Source organism: Staphylococcus sp. GDY8P72P (genome assembly GCF_016890655.1).
Lineage (GTDB): Bacteria > Bacillota > Bacilli > Staphylococcales > Staphylococcaceae > Staphylococcus > Staphylococcus arlettae.
Genome location: NZ_JAFEQJ010000006.1, coordinates 182812 through 200377 on the forward strand (window position 1 = coordinate 182812; position 17566 = coordinate 200377).

Genomic DNA, 17566 nt, shown 5'->3' on the forward strand with positions numbered 1-17566 from the left:
AAGGAGGATAACACTATGACTCAACCATGTTATGCAGTTGTGGATTTAGAAACAACAGGTAACCAATTAGATTTTGATGAAATTATACAAATAGGTATTACTTTTGTTCGTGAAAATAAAATAATTGGTACGTATCACTCTATGATAAAAACAGATTTAGATATTCCTCCATTCATTCAGGCACTTACTTCTATTGAAGAAGATATGCTAAGTCAGGCACCTTATTTTCATCAAATCGCACATGATATATACAACCAATTAAAAGATTGTATTTTTGTAGCACATAATGTTGCGTTTGATTTAAACTTTATCAAAAAATCATTCAAATCATGTGGTATAAAATTCAAACCTCGTAAAGTTATGGATACACTAGAGTTATTTAAAGTAGCTTTTCCGACAGATAAAAGCTACCAGCTAAGTGAACTTGCAGAAGCACATAATATACCTTTAAATAATGCGCATCGCGCAGATGAAGACGCTACAACAACAGCTAAATTAATGATTGTAGCATTTAAAAAGTTTGAGCAATTACCATTAGATACTTTAAAGCAATTATATTACTTAAGTAAAAATCTAAAGTACGATTTATTTGATATCTTATTTGAAATGGTCAGACTACATAATCAAACAGAAATTCCTAAAGACTTTGAACGTTTTGAACAAATCATTTATAAAAAGCAAAAAGACTTTAAAGCACCATCGTTGAATTATTCTGGCACATTAAAAACGTTGTATTCTGACATTACTGCTAAATTAAACTTAACTTATAGACCGCAACAACTTTATTTAGCTGAAATAATTTTGGAACAATTAATGCAAAGTGAAAAGGCAATGATTGAAGCACCTTTAGGTAGTGGTAAATCTATAGCATACTTACTCGCTGCACTAATGTACAATATTGAAACAGGAAAACACGTTATGATTTCCACTAACACCAAACTGTTACAAAACCAATTATTAGAAAAAGATATACCTATGTTAAAGCGTGCTTTAAATTATAAAATCAATGCTACATTAATTAAAAGTAAACGCGACTATATTTCACTAGGTCTAATTAGTCAAATTTTAAAAGACGAGTCTAATAATTATGAAGTCAACATCTTGAAGATGCAATTACTTATCTGGGTGACAACTACAAATACAGGTGATATACAAGAGTTGAACTTAAAAGGCGGACAAAAGATGTACTTTGAACAAAAGTTAGAAACTTATGTTCCAGTACGAGGAGATGTGCATTATTACAACTTTATAAAACGTAATGCACACAATATTCAAATTGGTATTACCAATCACGCACATCTTATACATTCAGCACAAGATAATTCAATTTATCAACTTTTTGATGATTGTATTATCGATGAAGCACATCGCTTGCCTGATTATGCGTTAAATCAAGTAACCAATGAGCTAAATTACGCTGATATTAAATATCAACTAGGTCTGATTGGTAAAACTGAAAATGATAAATTACTAAAATCAATAGACCACTTAGAACAACAACGTATTTTAGAAAAATTAGATATCCCACCTATAGATGTCTTTGGTTTAAAAACATCAATAAACGAAATACATGAGTTGAACGAGCAGTTGTTCACTACTATTTTTGACATTATTAAAGCTTCAGATATCTACGATGACGAAATGCATAAACTACATTTTGTTTATCATTTTGACCATGAACCAATTTTACGTGCATTACATGCCATAACGCATAAATTAAATATGACATTAGAATATTTTAATGGTATGAGTCACAAAGTTATTAAATCTGTACGCAAGCAATTGTTGTATATTAATGATCAATTTCGAGCTATTGAAAACAGTTTAAAACATGGACACACAAGTTATTTATCAATTAAAAATATTAATCAAAAATCAACTATTAAACTTAATGTTAAAGACTATAACGTTAAAGATGTTCTTACAAAACAAGTATTACAAAAATTCAACTCGTTAACGTTTATTTCAGGAACTTTGACTTTTAATCATTCGTTTAACCACTTCAAAAATTGGTTTAATGAGGATGTTGACTTTAATACTTACGAAATAGATAATCAAGTCTATTCTGCCAACAAGACAACTGTGTTTATGCCAAATGATGTCGTATCTTATAATTATAAAAATATAGATGATTACGTGGCTTCTATTATTAGCTATGTTGCTGAATATGTCTCTATAGTAGGGTCTAAATGTTTGATACTATTTACGAGTTATAAAATGATGCACATGGTTCAAGAATTACTAAACGAACTACCTGAATTTGACGATTATGTCATTTTAACGCAACAGCAAAATCAAAATTACAAAATTGTACAACAATTTAATAACTTTAATAAAGCTATACTATTAGGTACTGGAACGTTTTTTGAAGGTTTTGATTTCCAATCTGACGGCATCAAATGTGTCATGATTGCTAAGCTTCCATTTATGAATCAAAATAATACCAAATTTTGGCTAATGGAATCTGAATTCTCATCAACTTTCAAAGACTATATTTTACCAGATGCTGTAACTAGATTTAGACAAGGTATTGGACGTTTAATACGTAATGAACATGATAAAGGTATTTTGGTTTCGTTTGATGATCGCTTAATAAATAGCAGCTATAAACAATTCTTTGAACAATCATTAGAAAACTATCAACAACGCAAAGGTGATATTAAACAATTTCGTAATGTCTTAAAACACCTAAAACGTTAAAAGTTTGTATAATTCCTAAGTTAGTAACTAGAAGTTAACTATCGATTTTGTTAAAATATATAAGGATAAATGAAATACAAATTAGGAGACTGGTTATGAAAACAACAATTAACGAAGCAAAAAAATACCTTAACCAAGAAGTAACGATTGGCGGTTGGTTACATAATAAACGCTCAAGTGGTAAAATTGCCTTTTTACAATTGCGTGATGGCACAGGTTTTATGCAAGGTGTGGTCGTCAAGGCAGAAGTGAGTGAAGAGACATTCCAACTTGCTAAAGATATTACACAAGAATCATCTTTATATGTGACTGGTACTATCACAGAAGATACACGTTCGGATTTAGGTTATGAAATGCAAGTGCAATCTATTGAACTAATTGATGAAGCACATGACTATCCAATTACACCTAAAAATCACGGCCCAGAATTTTTAATGGATCACCGTCATTTATGGCTACGTTCTAAAAAACAACATGCTGTAATGAAAATCAGAAATGAAATTATTCGTGCAACATATGAATTTTTCAATGAAAATAATTTCACCAAAATAGACCCACCTATTTTAACTGCAAGTGCACCTGAAGGTACAAGTGAATTGTTCCATACGAAGTACTTCGATGAGGATGCTTTCTTATCACAAAGTGGACAGCTTTATATGGAAGCTGCAGCAATGGCTCACGGTAAAGTTTTCTCTTTTGGTCCAACATTTAGAGCAGAAAAATCAAAAACACGTCGCCATTTAATTGAATTTTGGATGATTGAACCAGAAATGGCGTTTTACAATCATGCAGATAGTTTAGAAGTTCAAGAGCAATACGTGTCTCATGTTGTTCAATCTGTACTCAAAAATTGTAAAATTGAATTAAAAGCATTAGATAGAGATACATCTAAATTAGAAAAAGTGACAGCACCATTCCCACGCATTACTTACGATGATGCTGTGACATTCTTAAAAGAACAAGGTTTCGATGATATTGAATGGGGTGATGATTTTGGTGCACCTCATGAAACAGCTATCGCAAATCATTATGATTTACCAGTGTTTATCATCAACTACCCAACTAAAATCAAACCGTTTTATATGCAGCCTAACCCTGAGAATGAAAATACTGTATTATGTGCAGATTTAATCGCACCTGAAGGTTACGGTGAAATAATTGGTGGGTCAGAGCGTATTAATGACTTAGAGTTAATGGAACAACGTATTACAGAACACGGTCTAGATGCTGAAAGTTATAGTTACTATTTAGACTTACGTCGTTATGGTAGTGTTCCTCATAGTGGTTTTGGTTTAGGTCTCGAACGTACAGTAGCATGGATTTCTGGTGTGGAACACGTTAGAGAAACTTCTCCATTCCCACGTCTATTAAATCGTTTATACCCATAAAACTTCACAACACATTGTCCAGTCATGTTGTAAACGACTGGACTTTTTTCATAGTTGTTTATGTTATAAAAGGAGGCGTGTAACTAAATGAATAAAAGACAATTGCAACAACGACCTGTCGTAATTAGAAAAGAATTACTGGATCATTATAATGAATTAGGTATCAATGAAACTGAATTAGTCATTTTAATAAAATTATTATACGCTGCTGAAACTTCAAATAAACAACCCCCTATAGAATCATTACAACAGGGGACTTCATTAGAAGCACGACAAATTACTGCGGTGATTCAAAATTTAATTCAACGTGATTTACTATCACTTGAAGTACACAAAAATGAAGAAGGCAAATTCACAGAGTATATGGATTTAGAGCAATTTTATGAAAAACTCAGTCAAATTCTAGAACAAGAGACGATCGCTATCCAGAATGATACAGATGAACTTGCTTTTAATACATTATTCCAACAAATTGAACAAGCATTTGGTAGACCACTTTCACCTTATGAAATGGAAACTTTAAATCAATGGATTGACGTTGATCAACATGATTTAACAGTTATTCAAGCTGCCCTTGATGAGGCAATGAGCCAAGATAAATTAAACTTTAAATATTTAGATAGAATTTTATTAAATTGGAAAAAACACAATGTTAAAACTATAGAAGATTCTAAACAAATTAGCAGACAATATAACCAACCAAAAATGAAACAAACGGTCAAAGATATTCCCAAATTTGATTGGCTAAATGGAGGTACACCCAATGATAAGTAATAAAAAAGCATTAGCAATGGTCGACACAATTGCTGATATGTTTCCTAATGCTGAATGTGAATTAATCCATGATAATCCATTTGAACTTACTATCGCCGTCTTATTATCTGCACAGACTACTGACATATCAGTAAATAAAATTACACGCTCACTATTCAAAAAATATAAGACACCAGAAGATTACTTATCAGTAGAACTAACAGAGTTAGAAAATGACATTAGAACTATTGGCCTTTATCGTAATAAGGCTAAAAATATCCAAAAATTATGTCAATCTTTATTAGAAAAGTTTAACGGTGAAATCCCACAAACGCACAAAGAATTAGAAAGTTTAGCAGGAGTAGGAAGAAAAACAGCTAATGTCGTTATGAGTGTTGCTTTTGGTGAGCCATCATTAGCAGTAGACACACATGTAGAAAGAATTTCTAAACGCTTAGGCATTTGTCGTTGGAAAGATAACGTCAGACAAGTAGAAGACAAATTATGTAGTATTGTTCCTAGAGAAAGATGGAATAAAACACATCACCAGCTTATATTTTTTGGACGCTATCATTGTTTAGCGCGCAGTCCTAAATGTGATGTCTGTCCGTTATTTTCTGATTGTCGAGAAGGGCAAAAGCGTTATAAAGCAGCCTTGAAAGAAGGGTGATTAATGATTACGAAAGAAACATTTATAGAATTAGAACAAAAAATCGATGTCTATGCACAACAAAAACAACTAAAAACTACCGAAGCACAAGAGTATCTCGATCAATATTTACAATTAATTGTTGATTACTTTAAACAAATCAACGAAATTGAAGAAATTGATTTTAATACATTAGTTAGTTTAAATGTTGTACCTATGAACTTCCAAGAGCGCTATGAATATATTCTTGCTCGTAAGCATCATTTTATGGGCTATAGACAAATGAAAACTTTAAAAACAGAGTTAATTAAAATGAACGCTGCTTATCAAATAAGACAAAAAAGCTCCAATCTCAAATAGTTGAGATTGGAGCTTTTTATTAATGTTGCTTAGTTAGCAACTGCTTGTTGACTTTGTTGATTTTGTTGAGTAGTGGTACCACTTCTATTTGTCGTAGTTGCATTATTGCTTGTACCAGAGTTGTTTGAAGTGCTACTACTGTTTGAGCTACTGCTTGAACTATTACTTGATGATGAGTCATCATCATCATCACTGCTACTACTGCTACCTTGGCCTTTAGGATCTTTATCTGTCGTATTGTCATCCTTATGACCGTCAACTGATAAGTCGTCTGGCTCGCTGCCATTAACTGAATCAGGTTTAGAGAAGTCTTCGCCATCTCTAGGTGCAATATCACTCATAACATCTTCAAATAAGAATTGTGGGTATTCTTGTTCTTCATGACCAACGAAGGAGTTTGTACCACCTTGTTTAACTTCACTGAAGCCCATCCACACTGACATACTGTACTTAGGTGTAAAGCCATTTATCCATACATCTTTCGCTGCATCGTCAGGTAAGTTGTATTGTTGATATGTTTGTGCACCGTACGTACCAGTACCAGTTTTTGCTCCCATATTCACTCCATCTACTTTATGTCCATATGCAGAACCATAAGGTTCGAAAGTACCTTTTAGTGTTTCTGCAAGCATATAAGCAGTAGAATCTTTCATCGCTTTATTACTTGAATGGTCAAATTCTATTGTTTCACCGTCTTCTTTAACAACTTTTTTAATTGAATGTGCGTTGTTATATTCACCACCATTTGCAATAGCAGCAAATGCAGAAGCAAGTTGCGTAGGTGAGAATTCAGATGCTGAACCACCAAGTACTTCAGAAGGTCCTAAATCAGCTTCATAGTCTAGACCGACTTTTTCAGCGAATTTCTTCGGTGCATCATTACCGGCATTTTCTTTTGTAGATTGCCAAGCTTTTAATGCTGGAATATTAAAACTTTGTCTTAAAGCATCATATAACTTAACTTCACCGTGACTTTCAGTATCATAGTTTTTAAATGTGACACCGTCTACCTGATAAGATTCCTCATCTTGGATTGCATGGTTTGTTGCCCAATTCATATTTTCTATGGCTGGACCATAAGCCAAGAATGGTTTTAATGATGAACCAGTAGGGTGTGCATCAGTTGCTTGGTTTCTATCAACGATATCTTTATAGTCACGTCCACCAGAAATTGCAACTAAACTACCATTTTCACTATCAACGATTGAAGAACCTACTTGTTGATCTTGGTTTTTATAGTAACCTCCATTATTTATACGCTCTTGTAAAGTTGATTGAACATCTTTATCCATATTCGTATAAATTTTAATACCACTATTTAATACTTCAGCTAAGTCTTTGTCTTTATATTCTGGGTTGTTCATTAGTTCTGATTTAACAAAGTTGATGTAAGAATCATATTCCGGGTTCTTGTTTTCATCACTTACTTCTCTATCTTCTGCTGAACGTTGTACTAAGGTATCCTGTAATGATGTTTTCTGTGCTTCTTCTTTTTCTTTCTTAGAAATCTTATTATGATATTCCATTAAATACAACACAGTATCTTTTCTTGATTCAGCTTGTTTTGGATGGTCATAAACATTATAAGTATTTGGTACTTGTGGTAAACCTGCTAAATAAGCTGATTCCGCTAGGCTGAGATCTTTCAAGTCTTTATCGAAATAATACTTAGCAGCAGCCTTAACACCGTATACACCGTCAGAGTAATAAATCTTATTTAAGTATATTTGGAAAATTTCATCCTTACTATACTCTTGCTCTAAACGATACGATAAGTATGCTTCTTGCGCTTTACGAGCAATTGACTTTTGGTCGGTCAAGAATGATCGTTTAACAACTTGTTGTGTTAATGTTGAGGCACCTTGAGAACCAAAACCACCTGTAAAGTTTTTAAGTACTGCACCAAACAAACGTTTATAATCTAATGCACCGTGATCATAAAATCGACTATCTTCAGTTGCCAATACTGCATTTTTCATATTTTCTGGCACATCTTCTAAGTCGACATGTGCACGACGTTGACCATTATCCAAAGTTTTAACTAATTCACCATCTTTATCGTAAATTTTAGCAGGCATTGGATCCTGTAGTTTGGCTTCATTAAATGCTGGTGCTTTCCAAGCATAGTAAGCAAATAATAAAATTCCAACCAATGCTAATACGATAAAGGCGATAATTATAAACCCGATGATTTTAATAATCGTTCGCTTAATATTCCTATTCTGTTTTCCTTCGGACTGACCATTCTTTTCTTCGGTAGTCCTTTTCTTTTCCGTCATACGCGGTCCTCACTTTCATCTAATATCAACTTATCAACTGCTTTGAGATAATTCAATCGTGGTTGATACTGATAAGGAATATAGTAACCATTTTTTCTCAATTCTTCAACCGTTATCGACTTTTTACCGTCATTTTTAAATCTTTTCCAAAATTTTTGGAATTTAGCATAAGGTAAAAGATACACCTCATCTAAAGATTTAAAACGAATTAACAAAAAAACAATACCTTGATGTTGATAACATGCATCCATATGTGTAACTTGATGTTCGTGAATGTTACTTAATGGAAAAGATGTTTTGTTTTTAGTTTCTTTTGCTTCAAAGTCGATATAATGCCCTTGATAAAGTCCATTATAATCAGTTGTTGAAGGCGTACGAAAATAAGCTTCATTAATTACAGCTTTACTTCGTTGAGGATAATGAACATTAACAATTTGCACAGGGGTAGGCTTTTTATGTATGACAGCTATCCCATGTTTTAAATAATAACTGTTTGAATGTTCAATATCATTTTCAAGTGACATCCCTCGGCCACCATAATCAATTTTACTAGATTTCAGTGTCCCAGTTCTTCCGACTTGAGCCTTATTTACTTTAAATGGTTTTCCATTTGGATAATTCATTGTTTTCACCACTTTAGTTTTAATTTCAAAACTTCATTCATTATACATGATGAAGTGTAATAAATCCAAATTGCGAAAACAAAATAGTGTATTTATTATATCATAAATACACCAAATACATTTTAACGCTCTTTCTTGAATTAAACAATAAATGTAACCAATTTAACTGGTTGTAAAGGTTATTTTTATACACAACATTATCAATGACTATAAAATCATTTTATGGTAAGTTTATTGAGTAGGAGGTATTCTCATGCCGCAATTTATACAACAACTAATCCATGATGTACAACATATGGAAGAGCAATACAAAAAAGCTAAAGCAGGAGAACTATTCGATTTTTATGAAATTGTTAAACCATTCACTGATTTGGTCGATCAACATATTGCTGTGCTGAAGAGTTATGAGCCTCATATTTTAGCATTACCATATATGAATAAAATGAAATTTGATATCTTAGTGTCTAACATTGAAGAGCTTTCGGTTGAATGTCATTTCAAAAGAACTAGTCGCAAACTTTTTACAGAAAAATTAAAAGCTGTACATTACGATTTGAGTTATATTCAAGACAATGGTGTTAATTTATGATTAAAACAATATATGTTACAGGTTATAAATCATTTGAACTCAATATTTTTAAAGATGACGCACCGGAAGTAAGCTATTTGAAAAAGTTTATCTCTCATAAATTAACTCAATTGATTGACGAAGGCTTAGAATGGGTATTAATACAAGGGCAACTTGGTATTGAATTATGGGCTGCAGAAGTAGTAATTTCATTAAAAGAAGATTATCCCGACTTAAAATTGGGTATAATAACACCATTCTATGGCCATACAGATAAATGGAATGAGCTTAATCAAAACAAATACCGTTACATTGAGGAACATGCCGATTTTGTCGATAGCGTATTCCATACGACGTATCAGGGTCCTTATCAATTTAAACAAACAGATCAATTTATGTTAGACCATAGTGACCAAAGCTTACTAATTTATGATGAAGAACAAGAAGGTAGCCCAAAATATTTCAAGCTAATGTTAGTTGAATTTATGGAAAAAACAAACTATACTTGTGACATAGTAACATTCGATGAATTAACTGAATTCATTAATGACATACAATGGTCTCAAGAACAAAGTTTCGAATGAGGTGGAGAATAATATGGCAGATGTTTCATTAAAATTATCAGCAAAAGATATTTACGAAAAAGACTTCGAAAAAACAATGACACGTGGTTATAGAAGGGAAGAAGTAGATGCCTTTTTAGATGATATTATTGCAGATTATCAAAAAATGGCAGACCTTGATAGTGAAGTCGTGAAGTTATCAGAAGAAAATAGCAAATTAAAAAAAGAACTAGAAGAATTAAGATTACGTGTTGCCACATCAAGACCACAAGAAAATAAAAACTTTTCTTCAAATAGTAGCAACAATAACAACAATGTTGATATTTTGAAACGTATATCTAATTTAGAAAAAGCTGTATTTGGTAAATAACCGTTACTAATACGTGCCTGTTTTTTTGTACATAATAAGTAAGTTTTGATTTTCTCAAAACTTACTTTTTTTATTTGTTTATATTTCTATAAAATGATATAATCATTCAGATGGTGTTTTGGGTAATCGCTATAGTGATATAGAGGAAAGTCCATGCTCACACAATCTGAGATGATTGTAGTGTTCGTGCTTGATGAAACAATAAGTCAAGGCATTAAGTTGACGGCAACGAAATAACCTAAGTTTATAAAATATGGTTAAATTAGTTTGAAAGTGCCACAGTGACGTAGCTTTTATAGAAATATAAAAGGTGGAACGCGGTAAACCCCTCGAGTGAGCAATCCAAATTTGGTAGGAGCACTTGTTTAGCGGAATTCAACGTATAAACGAGACATACTTTTGCGAGAAAAAGATGTGTAGACAGATGGTTACCACCGACGTACCAGTGTAACTAGTACACGTTATGAGTACAACGGTACAGAACATGGCTTATAAAAGCATCATCCCTAGTTCCAAAGCTCTCCTAACACGGAGAGCTTTTTCTTGTTTTTATTAAATTTAAAGATACATATCAACTTATATCTATTTAAATAAACTTTTGATACGATATAACTATATATTTGAGTGAAGGAGCAAAAACATGTATAAAATACTAGCTGTATGTCCTATGGGATTAGAATCCATTGTAGCTAAAGAAGTACAAGAGTTAGGTTACGAAACAACAGTTGAAAACGGTAAGATATTTTTCGAGGGCGATGAAACAGCTATTGTGAAATGTAATCTATGGTTACGAACTGCAGACCGAGTAAAGATTGTAGTAGGAGAGTTTACTGCAACAACATTCGATAATTTATTCGAACAAACAAAAGCATTACCGTGGGAAGCAATCATAGCAGAAGATGGTAATTTTCCTGTTCAAGGTAAAAGTGTGAAATCTGTACTTTATAGCGTTCCTGATTGCCAAGCAATTGTCAAAAAGGCAATTGTTGAGCGTTTGAAAGTTGCATATCAAACACGAGGTTGGTTAAGTGAAACAGGAGCTAAGTATCCTATCGAAGTGTCTATATTAAAAGATAAAGCATTACTGACAATTGATACTTCTGGTTCTGGATTAAACAAACGAGGCTATCGTTTAGCTCAAGGTGAAGCACCGATAAAAGAAACTTTAGCGGCAAGTTTAATTAAATTAGCGAACTGGACCGGAGACACACCACTTATCGATCCATTTTGCGGGTCAGGTACTATCGCAATTGAAGCGTGTTTAATAGCACAAAATATCGCACCAGGATTTAATAGAGACTTCGTTTCGGAATCATGGGACATTATGCCAAACGATTTATACAATCAAATGCGTGACGAAGCAGATCAAGCTGCTGATTATGATCGTGAAGTAGAAGTACTTGCATCCGACATTGATCCTGACATGGTTGAAATTGCTAAACGTAACGCTGACGAAGTAGGTTTAGGCGATATTATTAAGTTTAGCGTTAAAGATGTAAATACATTAACCGTTGAAGCGAATAGAGCAATTGCGCTCATTGGTAATCCACCTTATGGAGAACGTATAGGGGATCGTGAAGAAGTAGAAGAAATGTATAAATATATTGGCACATTAATGAAACAACATGCACAATTATCCACATATATTTTAACAAGTAACAAAGAATTCGAGTACTTAGTAGATAAAAAAGCAACAAAACGACGTAAGCTCTTTAATGGCTATATCGAATGTACCTATTATCAATATTGGGGAGAGAAAACTCCAAAGAAGTCTTAACACAAAACATACCGGGGGTAGATAGAGATGAATAACGAATTTAAACGCGGAATAATTTTTGCCTTCGGTGCATATATTTTATGGGGGATTTTACCTTTATATTGGGAACTTATTCAAGGCTTTGGTGCCTTTGAAATCCTTGCATTTAGAATTATATTTTCAATGATTTTCATGGTCTTTATAGTACTTATTGGTAAGAATAGGCAGGCCTTTGTACGTGATTTAAAAAGCTTAATAGGTAGCCCAATCAAACTCATAGCCATTATAGTCGCAGGGTATGTTATTACCATAAACTGGGGAACATTCATCTGGGCTGTAACTAATGGTCATGTACTACAATCCAGTTTAGGTTATTATATCAATCCAATAGTTAGCATATTACTTGCGCTCATCTTTTTAAAAGAACGTTTTAATAAATTTGAATGGTTAGCAATAATTTTAGCTTTTATTGGTGTTTTATATATGACTATTAAAATCGGTGAATTTCCATTTGTTTCTTTATTGCTAGCTTTTTCATTTGGAATTTATAGTCTAATCAAAAAATTAGTACCCATTGATGCCATCAGTAGTATTACTATAGAATGTATTGTAACAGCACCAGCTGGGTTTATTTATTTATGGTATATATGGCAACAACAGCAAATGTCATTTGGAATAAATAGTTCATCGTTATGGCTTATTTTTTCAGGAGCTGTAACTGCAGTGCCACTTATTCTCTTTTCAGCTGGAGCAAGACGTATACCATTATCTCTTACAGGTTTTATACAATACGTCGGTCCTACACTTATGTTTATTTTAGGTATTTTTGTATTTAAAGAACCATTTGATGTCGACCAACTAATCACATTTGTATTTATCTGGTTAGGTATTATTGTCTATAGCATTTCACAATATTTAAAAATCAAGAAATCAAAAAACCCAGTTGTTAATTAACAGCTGACTTGTATTATTATTAATAACATTGATTAAAAAGTTATTTAACATTTACTACTTGTGTAGTCGATAGTTAAGTAACTTTTTATTTTGTTATCCTCTGACTATCAAATTATAAACGTACAATAAGTGTAATTTTTATGCGTTTATTACTAGCCTTAAGCGGTTAACTGTATTATGGTAGAGATAAAGTAACAAAAACTCGAATAAGTCTTAACAAACAATCATTGTTATAAATAAATATTTGCTAACTTTTAAGTACTGAAACATTGCTATTGATAAACAAAAATTTAAAACAATTGGAGTGATTATATGAGCAGAGTATTAATTATAGGTGCCAATGGTGCAGTATCCAAGGCAGCTATAAACTCTTTTTTAGAAAACACAAATTATACTTTACGATTATTTTTACGAGATGCCAACCGCTTACCTGATTATGCGTCAGATCGTATAAGGGTCAGAGAAGGCGACGCTACTAATATAGATGATGTTACACATGCGATGGAAGATGTTGATATTGTTTTTGCTAGCTTATCAGGTGAATTAGACAAAGAAGCTCAAACTATCGTTCAAGCAATGGAAGTTAGCACAGTTAAAAGACTTATATTTGTAACTGCACTAGGGATACACGACGAAGTCCCAGGCAATTTTGGGGAATGGAGTGCAGCAAAAATTGGTGATAAACTGTCCATTTATAAACAAGCTGCTCATACGATAGAAACTTCTTCTTTAGACTACACATTATTACGCCCTGCATGGTTAACTGAGAAAAACGAAGTTGACTATGAAATTACAGACAAAGCAGAAAAATTTAAAGGGACTGAAGTATCACGCAAAAGTGTAGCAGAAGTAGCAGTAAATATCGCAAAAGATCCGAACTTATATTTACGACAAAGTATTGGTATTAATAAACCTAATACGGATGGCGATAAACCAGCTTGGGCATAAACACAATATAAAGTATGAAACCTATAATACTATCAATTTAACAGGATAGTTATTATAGGTTTTCTTATACATAAAACGTATGTACTAAATTTATACAGTTTATTAAAAATAATGTTATCACTGTCTTTTGACAAACAGTAATTTGTTATACAATGAAGATAATTAAACAGGTTAAAAAGGGGATTGCAAATAATGTCAAACACACAGCAACTCGACATTTTATATAAATTAAAAAAGGAAGTAGCAAAATCTAAAAATGAACGTTTAACACATATTATTAATCAAGTGATTAAAAAAGTGTATCTTAATCAATTTACAACAACATTTGTTGGGCACTTTTCTGCAGGTAAATCAACATTAATTAACTTATTGCTTGAACAGCAAATTTTGCCAAGTTCACCCGTACCTACAACAAGTAATACAGCCATTGTTTCTGTCGATGAGCGTGAAGGTATCATTGCTAATTTAAGTAATCAACAGTACACAGAGCTGACTACTTACGACGAAGTAAAAGCTATGAACAAAGCCAATATTGATGTAGAATCTGTAGAAATTAAGTTTCCATCAACGAAATTTAACAAAGGGTTTACTTTGCAAGATACGCCTGGCGTTGATTCTAATGTTTCTACACACCAAACGAGTACAGAACAATTTATGTATACTAGTAACATTATTTTTTATACGGTAGATTATAATCATGTTCAATCGGCACTGAATTTTCAATTTATGAAACAACTGAATCAAGCTGGTATTCCTGTTGTCTTTGTAATCAACCAAGTAGATAAACATAACGATGAAGAATTAGCCTTCGAAACATTCCAAGATAGAATAAATAAATCGCTTGCGGACTGGCAACTTGATATAGAAAAAATCTTTTACGTTTCTAAATTCGACAATCCACATAATGAAATCTCACAATTATCTGATTTTCTCGTTGAACAAGACAATAACCGTGAAGCATTAGATACTTATGTAGATCGAATAGTTAAGTTTATTACTGATGAACAGTTATCATATATCCAACATGAAATACATGATACTTTAGAACAACTAGCGATTGACGAAGAGGATTTTGATCAAGCATATTTAAACTTCCAACAACATCAACAAGTAAGCGAGGAAGCTCAATTATTAAATAATCCAGAGAAACTTTATGACTTTTTAGCGCACAAACGTAAAGATATTTTAGATAATGCATATATTATGACACATGATATGCGTGAATTAATTCGTAACTATCTTGAAAGTCGAACTAAGAATTTTAAAGTTGGTGGACTATTTAATAAACGTAAAAAAACTGAAGAAGAGCAAGATAAAAGATTATCCGTAGTGATTTCTAATTTACAAGATAAAGTCAATCAACAAATTCGCCAACCATTAAGAGAAGATATGTCTTTCTTAACAAGATTTATTAATTCAACCTCGGTAAATGAGGCAATACTTAATCAGCACTATGATATAACTGCGAGTATGATTAGTGATTTATATAAACCACAAATTAATATTAGTAATCAGTATGTACTTACATTTTGTGATGAAATTATACAAACGATACAGCAACATATTAAAAAAGAAACCGAACCGCTTTTCGACAAAGCGATCAAATTATCCAAAGCACAAGATATTGGTTCGGATGAAGTAGATGATTACAATGATTATGAAAAATTTATGGAGCTTAGAAATTTAAGGGAATCATTAGAAACTAAAAACTACCGTCATTATTATATTCACATTGATGATTCTTTAGATAAATTAATCGATCGAACAAAAATTACATTTACACCACAACAAGAACAAAATTTATCAAACAATGCACAGCATGATGCTTCAATGTCTCAAGTTGTAACCGATGATCAAAGCGATAAAATATTAGAAGGCTTAAAGTTAATCAGTGATGTACCAATGTTTGATCAAACGAAACAAGATATCCAATCAACTGTTGAACGCATGGAGCAAAAAATAGTTAAAATAGGGGTCTTCGGTACTTTTAGCGCCGGCAAAAGCAGTTTAATTAATGCACTACTAGGTAAGCAGTACTTGATTAGTTCACCTAATCCAACAACTGCTGCAATGACAGAAATATCTTATGGACATGACAGTGCGATAACACTTAAATCGGAAGAGCAATTATTAGAAGAACTTAATAATATGTTTGAAATTAATGCAACGTCATTTCAATCATTCTCTGAATTTTTTAATACCGATATCGAAAAATTAAAACATCAATTAGAGAAAAACCAACTCGCATTTGTCAACGCACTAGAAAATCATTACGATGCTTATAAAGCTAAAACCGCTTCTGGTTTAGTTCATCAAATAGAAAATGATGAAATTCGTAAGTGGAGCGCCGTTGATGAATATGCAGCCTTCGTTAATACAGTACATTTAAAATTGCCGTTAGAATGGTTAAAAAATAAAATTATTGTAGATTCTTTAGGTTTACATTCTAATAACCAAAGACATACCAATGAAACTGAGAAAGTATTAACATCTTCAGATTTAATTTTGTATGTAAGTTACTTTAATCATGCATTCACAGATAATGATAAAAAATTCATCGAGCATATGAAAGAAATGAATCAACTAAACTCAAATCAAGCATTTAAAATGATTATTAATGCTACTGATTTGGCTGAATCAGACGAAGATTTATCAGCAGTGTTCGAATACGTAGATCATGCTTTAGCACAAGTTAATTTGGCATCAAAAATCTATCCAGTGTCTAGTAGACAGGCATTACAAGGTGATGACACATCAATGCAAAAATTACGCGATGATATTTCACACTTTGCCTTAGTCGAATCTAAGCATATTTTACAACAACAGATGTTACAACGATTAACTCACGTCTCACAAGCATACACTGAACTTATAGAAGAATTTAAAAACAACAAAGCTCAAATTGAACAACGAACACAAAAATTAGCGCAATTAAAAGATACAGCGGTCTTACCACACAACATCATTCAAAATACAGAACAACGTACAGATAATGAAGTAGAAGACCAAATTTACCATTTAAATGAACGGTTAAAATTACAACTTAAAGATGAAGTGAAATCAGTTTACAATAGTCAAATGACTAAAAATAAAAACTTTAACGAAGCAAAAACACATGCGACAAAAATTTATTTAAATCAAATACATCAGCGTTTCTATTTGGAACAAACACTATTATTTGAACGTATCAAAAAACACTTTATAGAGCAGTTTAATCAAGAAGTTGCACCTATACAGCAATCATTAGAACAGTTACATGTTTTCATTTCACCAGAAATCGATTTGACTCATATAAAAACTGACCATCCATATTTAAGAATAGAGTTACAAGATATGTTAGCTGCGTTACCGAAATCTTTAACTAAAAGAAAACTATTAGAAGCCAATACGCAACAAACGTTGCAAGAAGACATAACTGTTGCAACAATAAACTTATTAACATCCGATATTGCTGACTTTAGAGAAGCATTAAATGATTCAGTGACGACAATGGCTGAAATAGCTGAAACAAATTTAAAACAATTAGAATTAGAAATTCAAGCTCAAATTAACGAACTACTATCATTCGATATTGATGATTCCTTAATTAAGCAACTAGAATTCACCAATAAGAAATTACAAACATTGTTAGCACAATAAAGAAAGAAGGCACTTA

Annotated in this window: 14 protein-coding genes and 1 other RNA gene; 13 read left to right on the plus strand and 2 right to left on the minus strand. The window is 32.2% G+C overall.

Going from position 1 to position 17566, the window contains the following annotated elements; all coding sequences use genetic code 11:
- Positions 1-15: 15 nt before the first annotated feature.
- The 5 genes from JVU85_RS02100 (at position 16) to JVU85_RS02120 (ending at position 5850) form a co-directional block, all read left to right on the plus strand.
- Complete coding sequence (locus tag JVU85_RS02100) at positions 16-2700, plus strand: helicase C-terminal domain-containing protein (RefSeq protein WP_002511171.1); 2685 nt, start codon at positions 16-18, stop codon at positions 2698-2700.
- Positions 2701-2795: 95 nt separating this feature from the next.
- The gene (asnS, locus tag JVU85_RS02105; RefSeq protein WP_002511170.1) at positions 2796-4088 is read left to right on the plus strand and encodes an asparagine--tRNA ligase; all 1293 of its coding nucleotides are present in this window, start codon (positions 2796-2798) and stop codon (positions 4086-4088) included.
- Between the two features lie 87 nt (positions 4089-4175).
- A complete protein-coding gene (locus tag JVU85_RS02110) occupies positions 4176-4862 on the plus strand; it encodes a DnaD domain-containing protein (protein ID WP_021458776.1) in 687 nt (228 codons plus the stop codon).
- Positions 4852-5511 carry an endonuclease III gene (gene nth, locus JVU85_RS02115; protein WP_021458777.1) on the plus strand — a complete coding sequence of 220 codons (660 nt, stop codon included), beginning with the start codon at positions 4852-4854 and terminating at the stop codon, positions 5509-5511. Before JVU85_RS02110 ends, nth begins: the two co-directional genes overlap by 11 nt.
- Before the next feature lie 3 nt (positions 5512-5514).
- On the plus strand, positions 5515-5850 hold the full coding sequence (locus JVU85_RS02120; RefSeq protein WP_204172062.1) for a YpoC family protein: 336 nt from the start codon (positions 5515-5517) through the stop codon (positions 5848-5850).
- A gap of 29 nt (positions 5851-5879) precedes the next feature.
- Here the strand turns inward: JVU85_RS02120 and JVU85_RS02125 are convergent, their stop codons facing one another.
- The gene (locus JVU85_RS02125) at positions 5880-8129 is read right to left on the minus strand and encodes a transglycosylase domain-containing protein (protein WP_021458779.1); all 2250 of its coding nucleotides are present in this window, start codon (positions 8127-8129) and stop codon (positions 5880-5882) included.
- On the minus strand, positions 8126-8752 hold the full coding sequence (recU, locus tag JVU85_RS02130; protein WP_021458780.1) for a Holliday junction resolvase RecU: 627 nt from the start codon (positions 8750-8752) through the stop codon (positions 8126-8128). The genes JVU85_RS02125 and recU overlap by 4 nt, the downstream gene beginning before the upstream one ends.
- A gap of 253 nt (positions 8753-9005) precedes the next feature.
- On the opposite strand from recU, the gene JVU85_RS02135 reads away from it, so the two are divergent.
- The 8 genes from JVU85_RS02135 (at position 9006) to JVU85_RS02170 (ending at position 17550) form a co-directional block, all read left to right on the plus strand.
- Positions 9006-9341: a DUF1798 family protein gene (locus tag JVU85_RS02135; protein ID WP_002511164.1), complete on the plus strand. Its 336-nt coding sequence runs from the start codon at positions 9006-9008 to the stop codon at positions 9339-9341.
- Positions 9338-9904, plus strand: a complete 567-nt coding sequence (locus tag JVU85_RS02140) for an SLOG family protein (RefSeq protein ID WP_204172063.1) — start codon at positions 9338-9340, stop codon at positions 9902-9904. The genes JVU85_RS02135 and JVU85_RS02140 overlap by 4 nt, the downstream gene beginning before the upstream one ends.
- Positions 9905-9917: 13 nt before the next feature.
- Positions 9918-10253 carry a cell division regulator GpsB gene (gpsB, locus tag JVU85_RS02145; protein ID WP_002511162.1) on the plus strand — a complete coding sequence of 112 codons (336 nt, stop codon included), beginning with the start codon at positions 9918-9920 and terminating at the stop codon, positions 10251-10253.
- A 114-nt stretch (positions 10254-10367) separates the two neighbouring features.
- Positions 10368-10750, plus strand: an RNA gene (rnpB, locus tag JVU85_RS02150) — RNase P RNA component class B.
- A 143-nt stretch (positions 10751-10893) separates the two neighbouring features.
- Positions 10894-12030 carry a THUMP domain-containing class I SAM-dependent RNA methyltransferase gene (locus tag JVU85_RS02155; RefSeq protein WP_021458782.1) on the plus strand — a complete coding sequence of 379 codons (1137 nt, stop codon included), beginning with the start codon at positions 10894-10896 and terminating at the stop codon, positions 12028-12030.
- A gap of 27 nt (positions 12031-12057) precedes the next feature.
- On the plus strand, positions 12058-12963 hold the full coding sequence (gene rarD / locus JVU85_RS02160) for an EamA family transporter RarD (RefSeq protein ID WP_021458783.1): 906 nt from the start codon (positions 12058-12060) through the stop codon (positions 12961-12963).
- A gap of 312 nt (positions 12964-13275) precedes the next feature.
- Positions 13276-13911 carry an NAD(P)H-binding protein gene (locus JVU85_RS02165; protein ID WP_021458784.1) on the plus strand — a complete coding sequence of 212 codons (636 nt, stop codon included), beginning with the start codon at positions 13276-13278 and terminating at the stop codon, positions 13909-13911.
- A gap of 192 nt (positions 13912-14103) precedes the next feature.
- Entirely contained in the window at positions 14104-17550 is a 3447-nt protein-coding gene (locus tag JVU85_RS02170; RefSeq protein WP_204172064.1) for a dynamin family protein, read from the plus strand.
- The last annotated feature ends 16 nt before the right edge of the window (positions 17551-17566 follow it).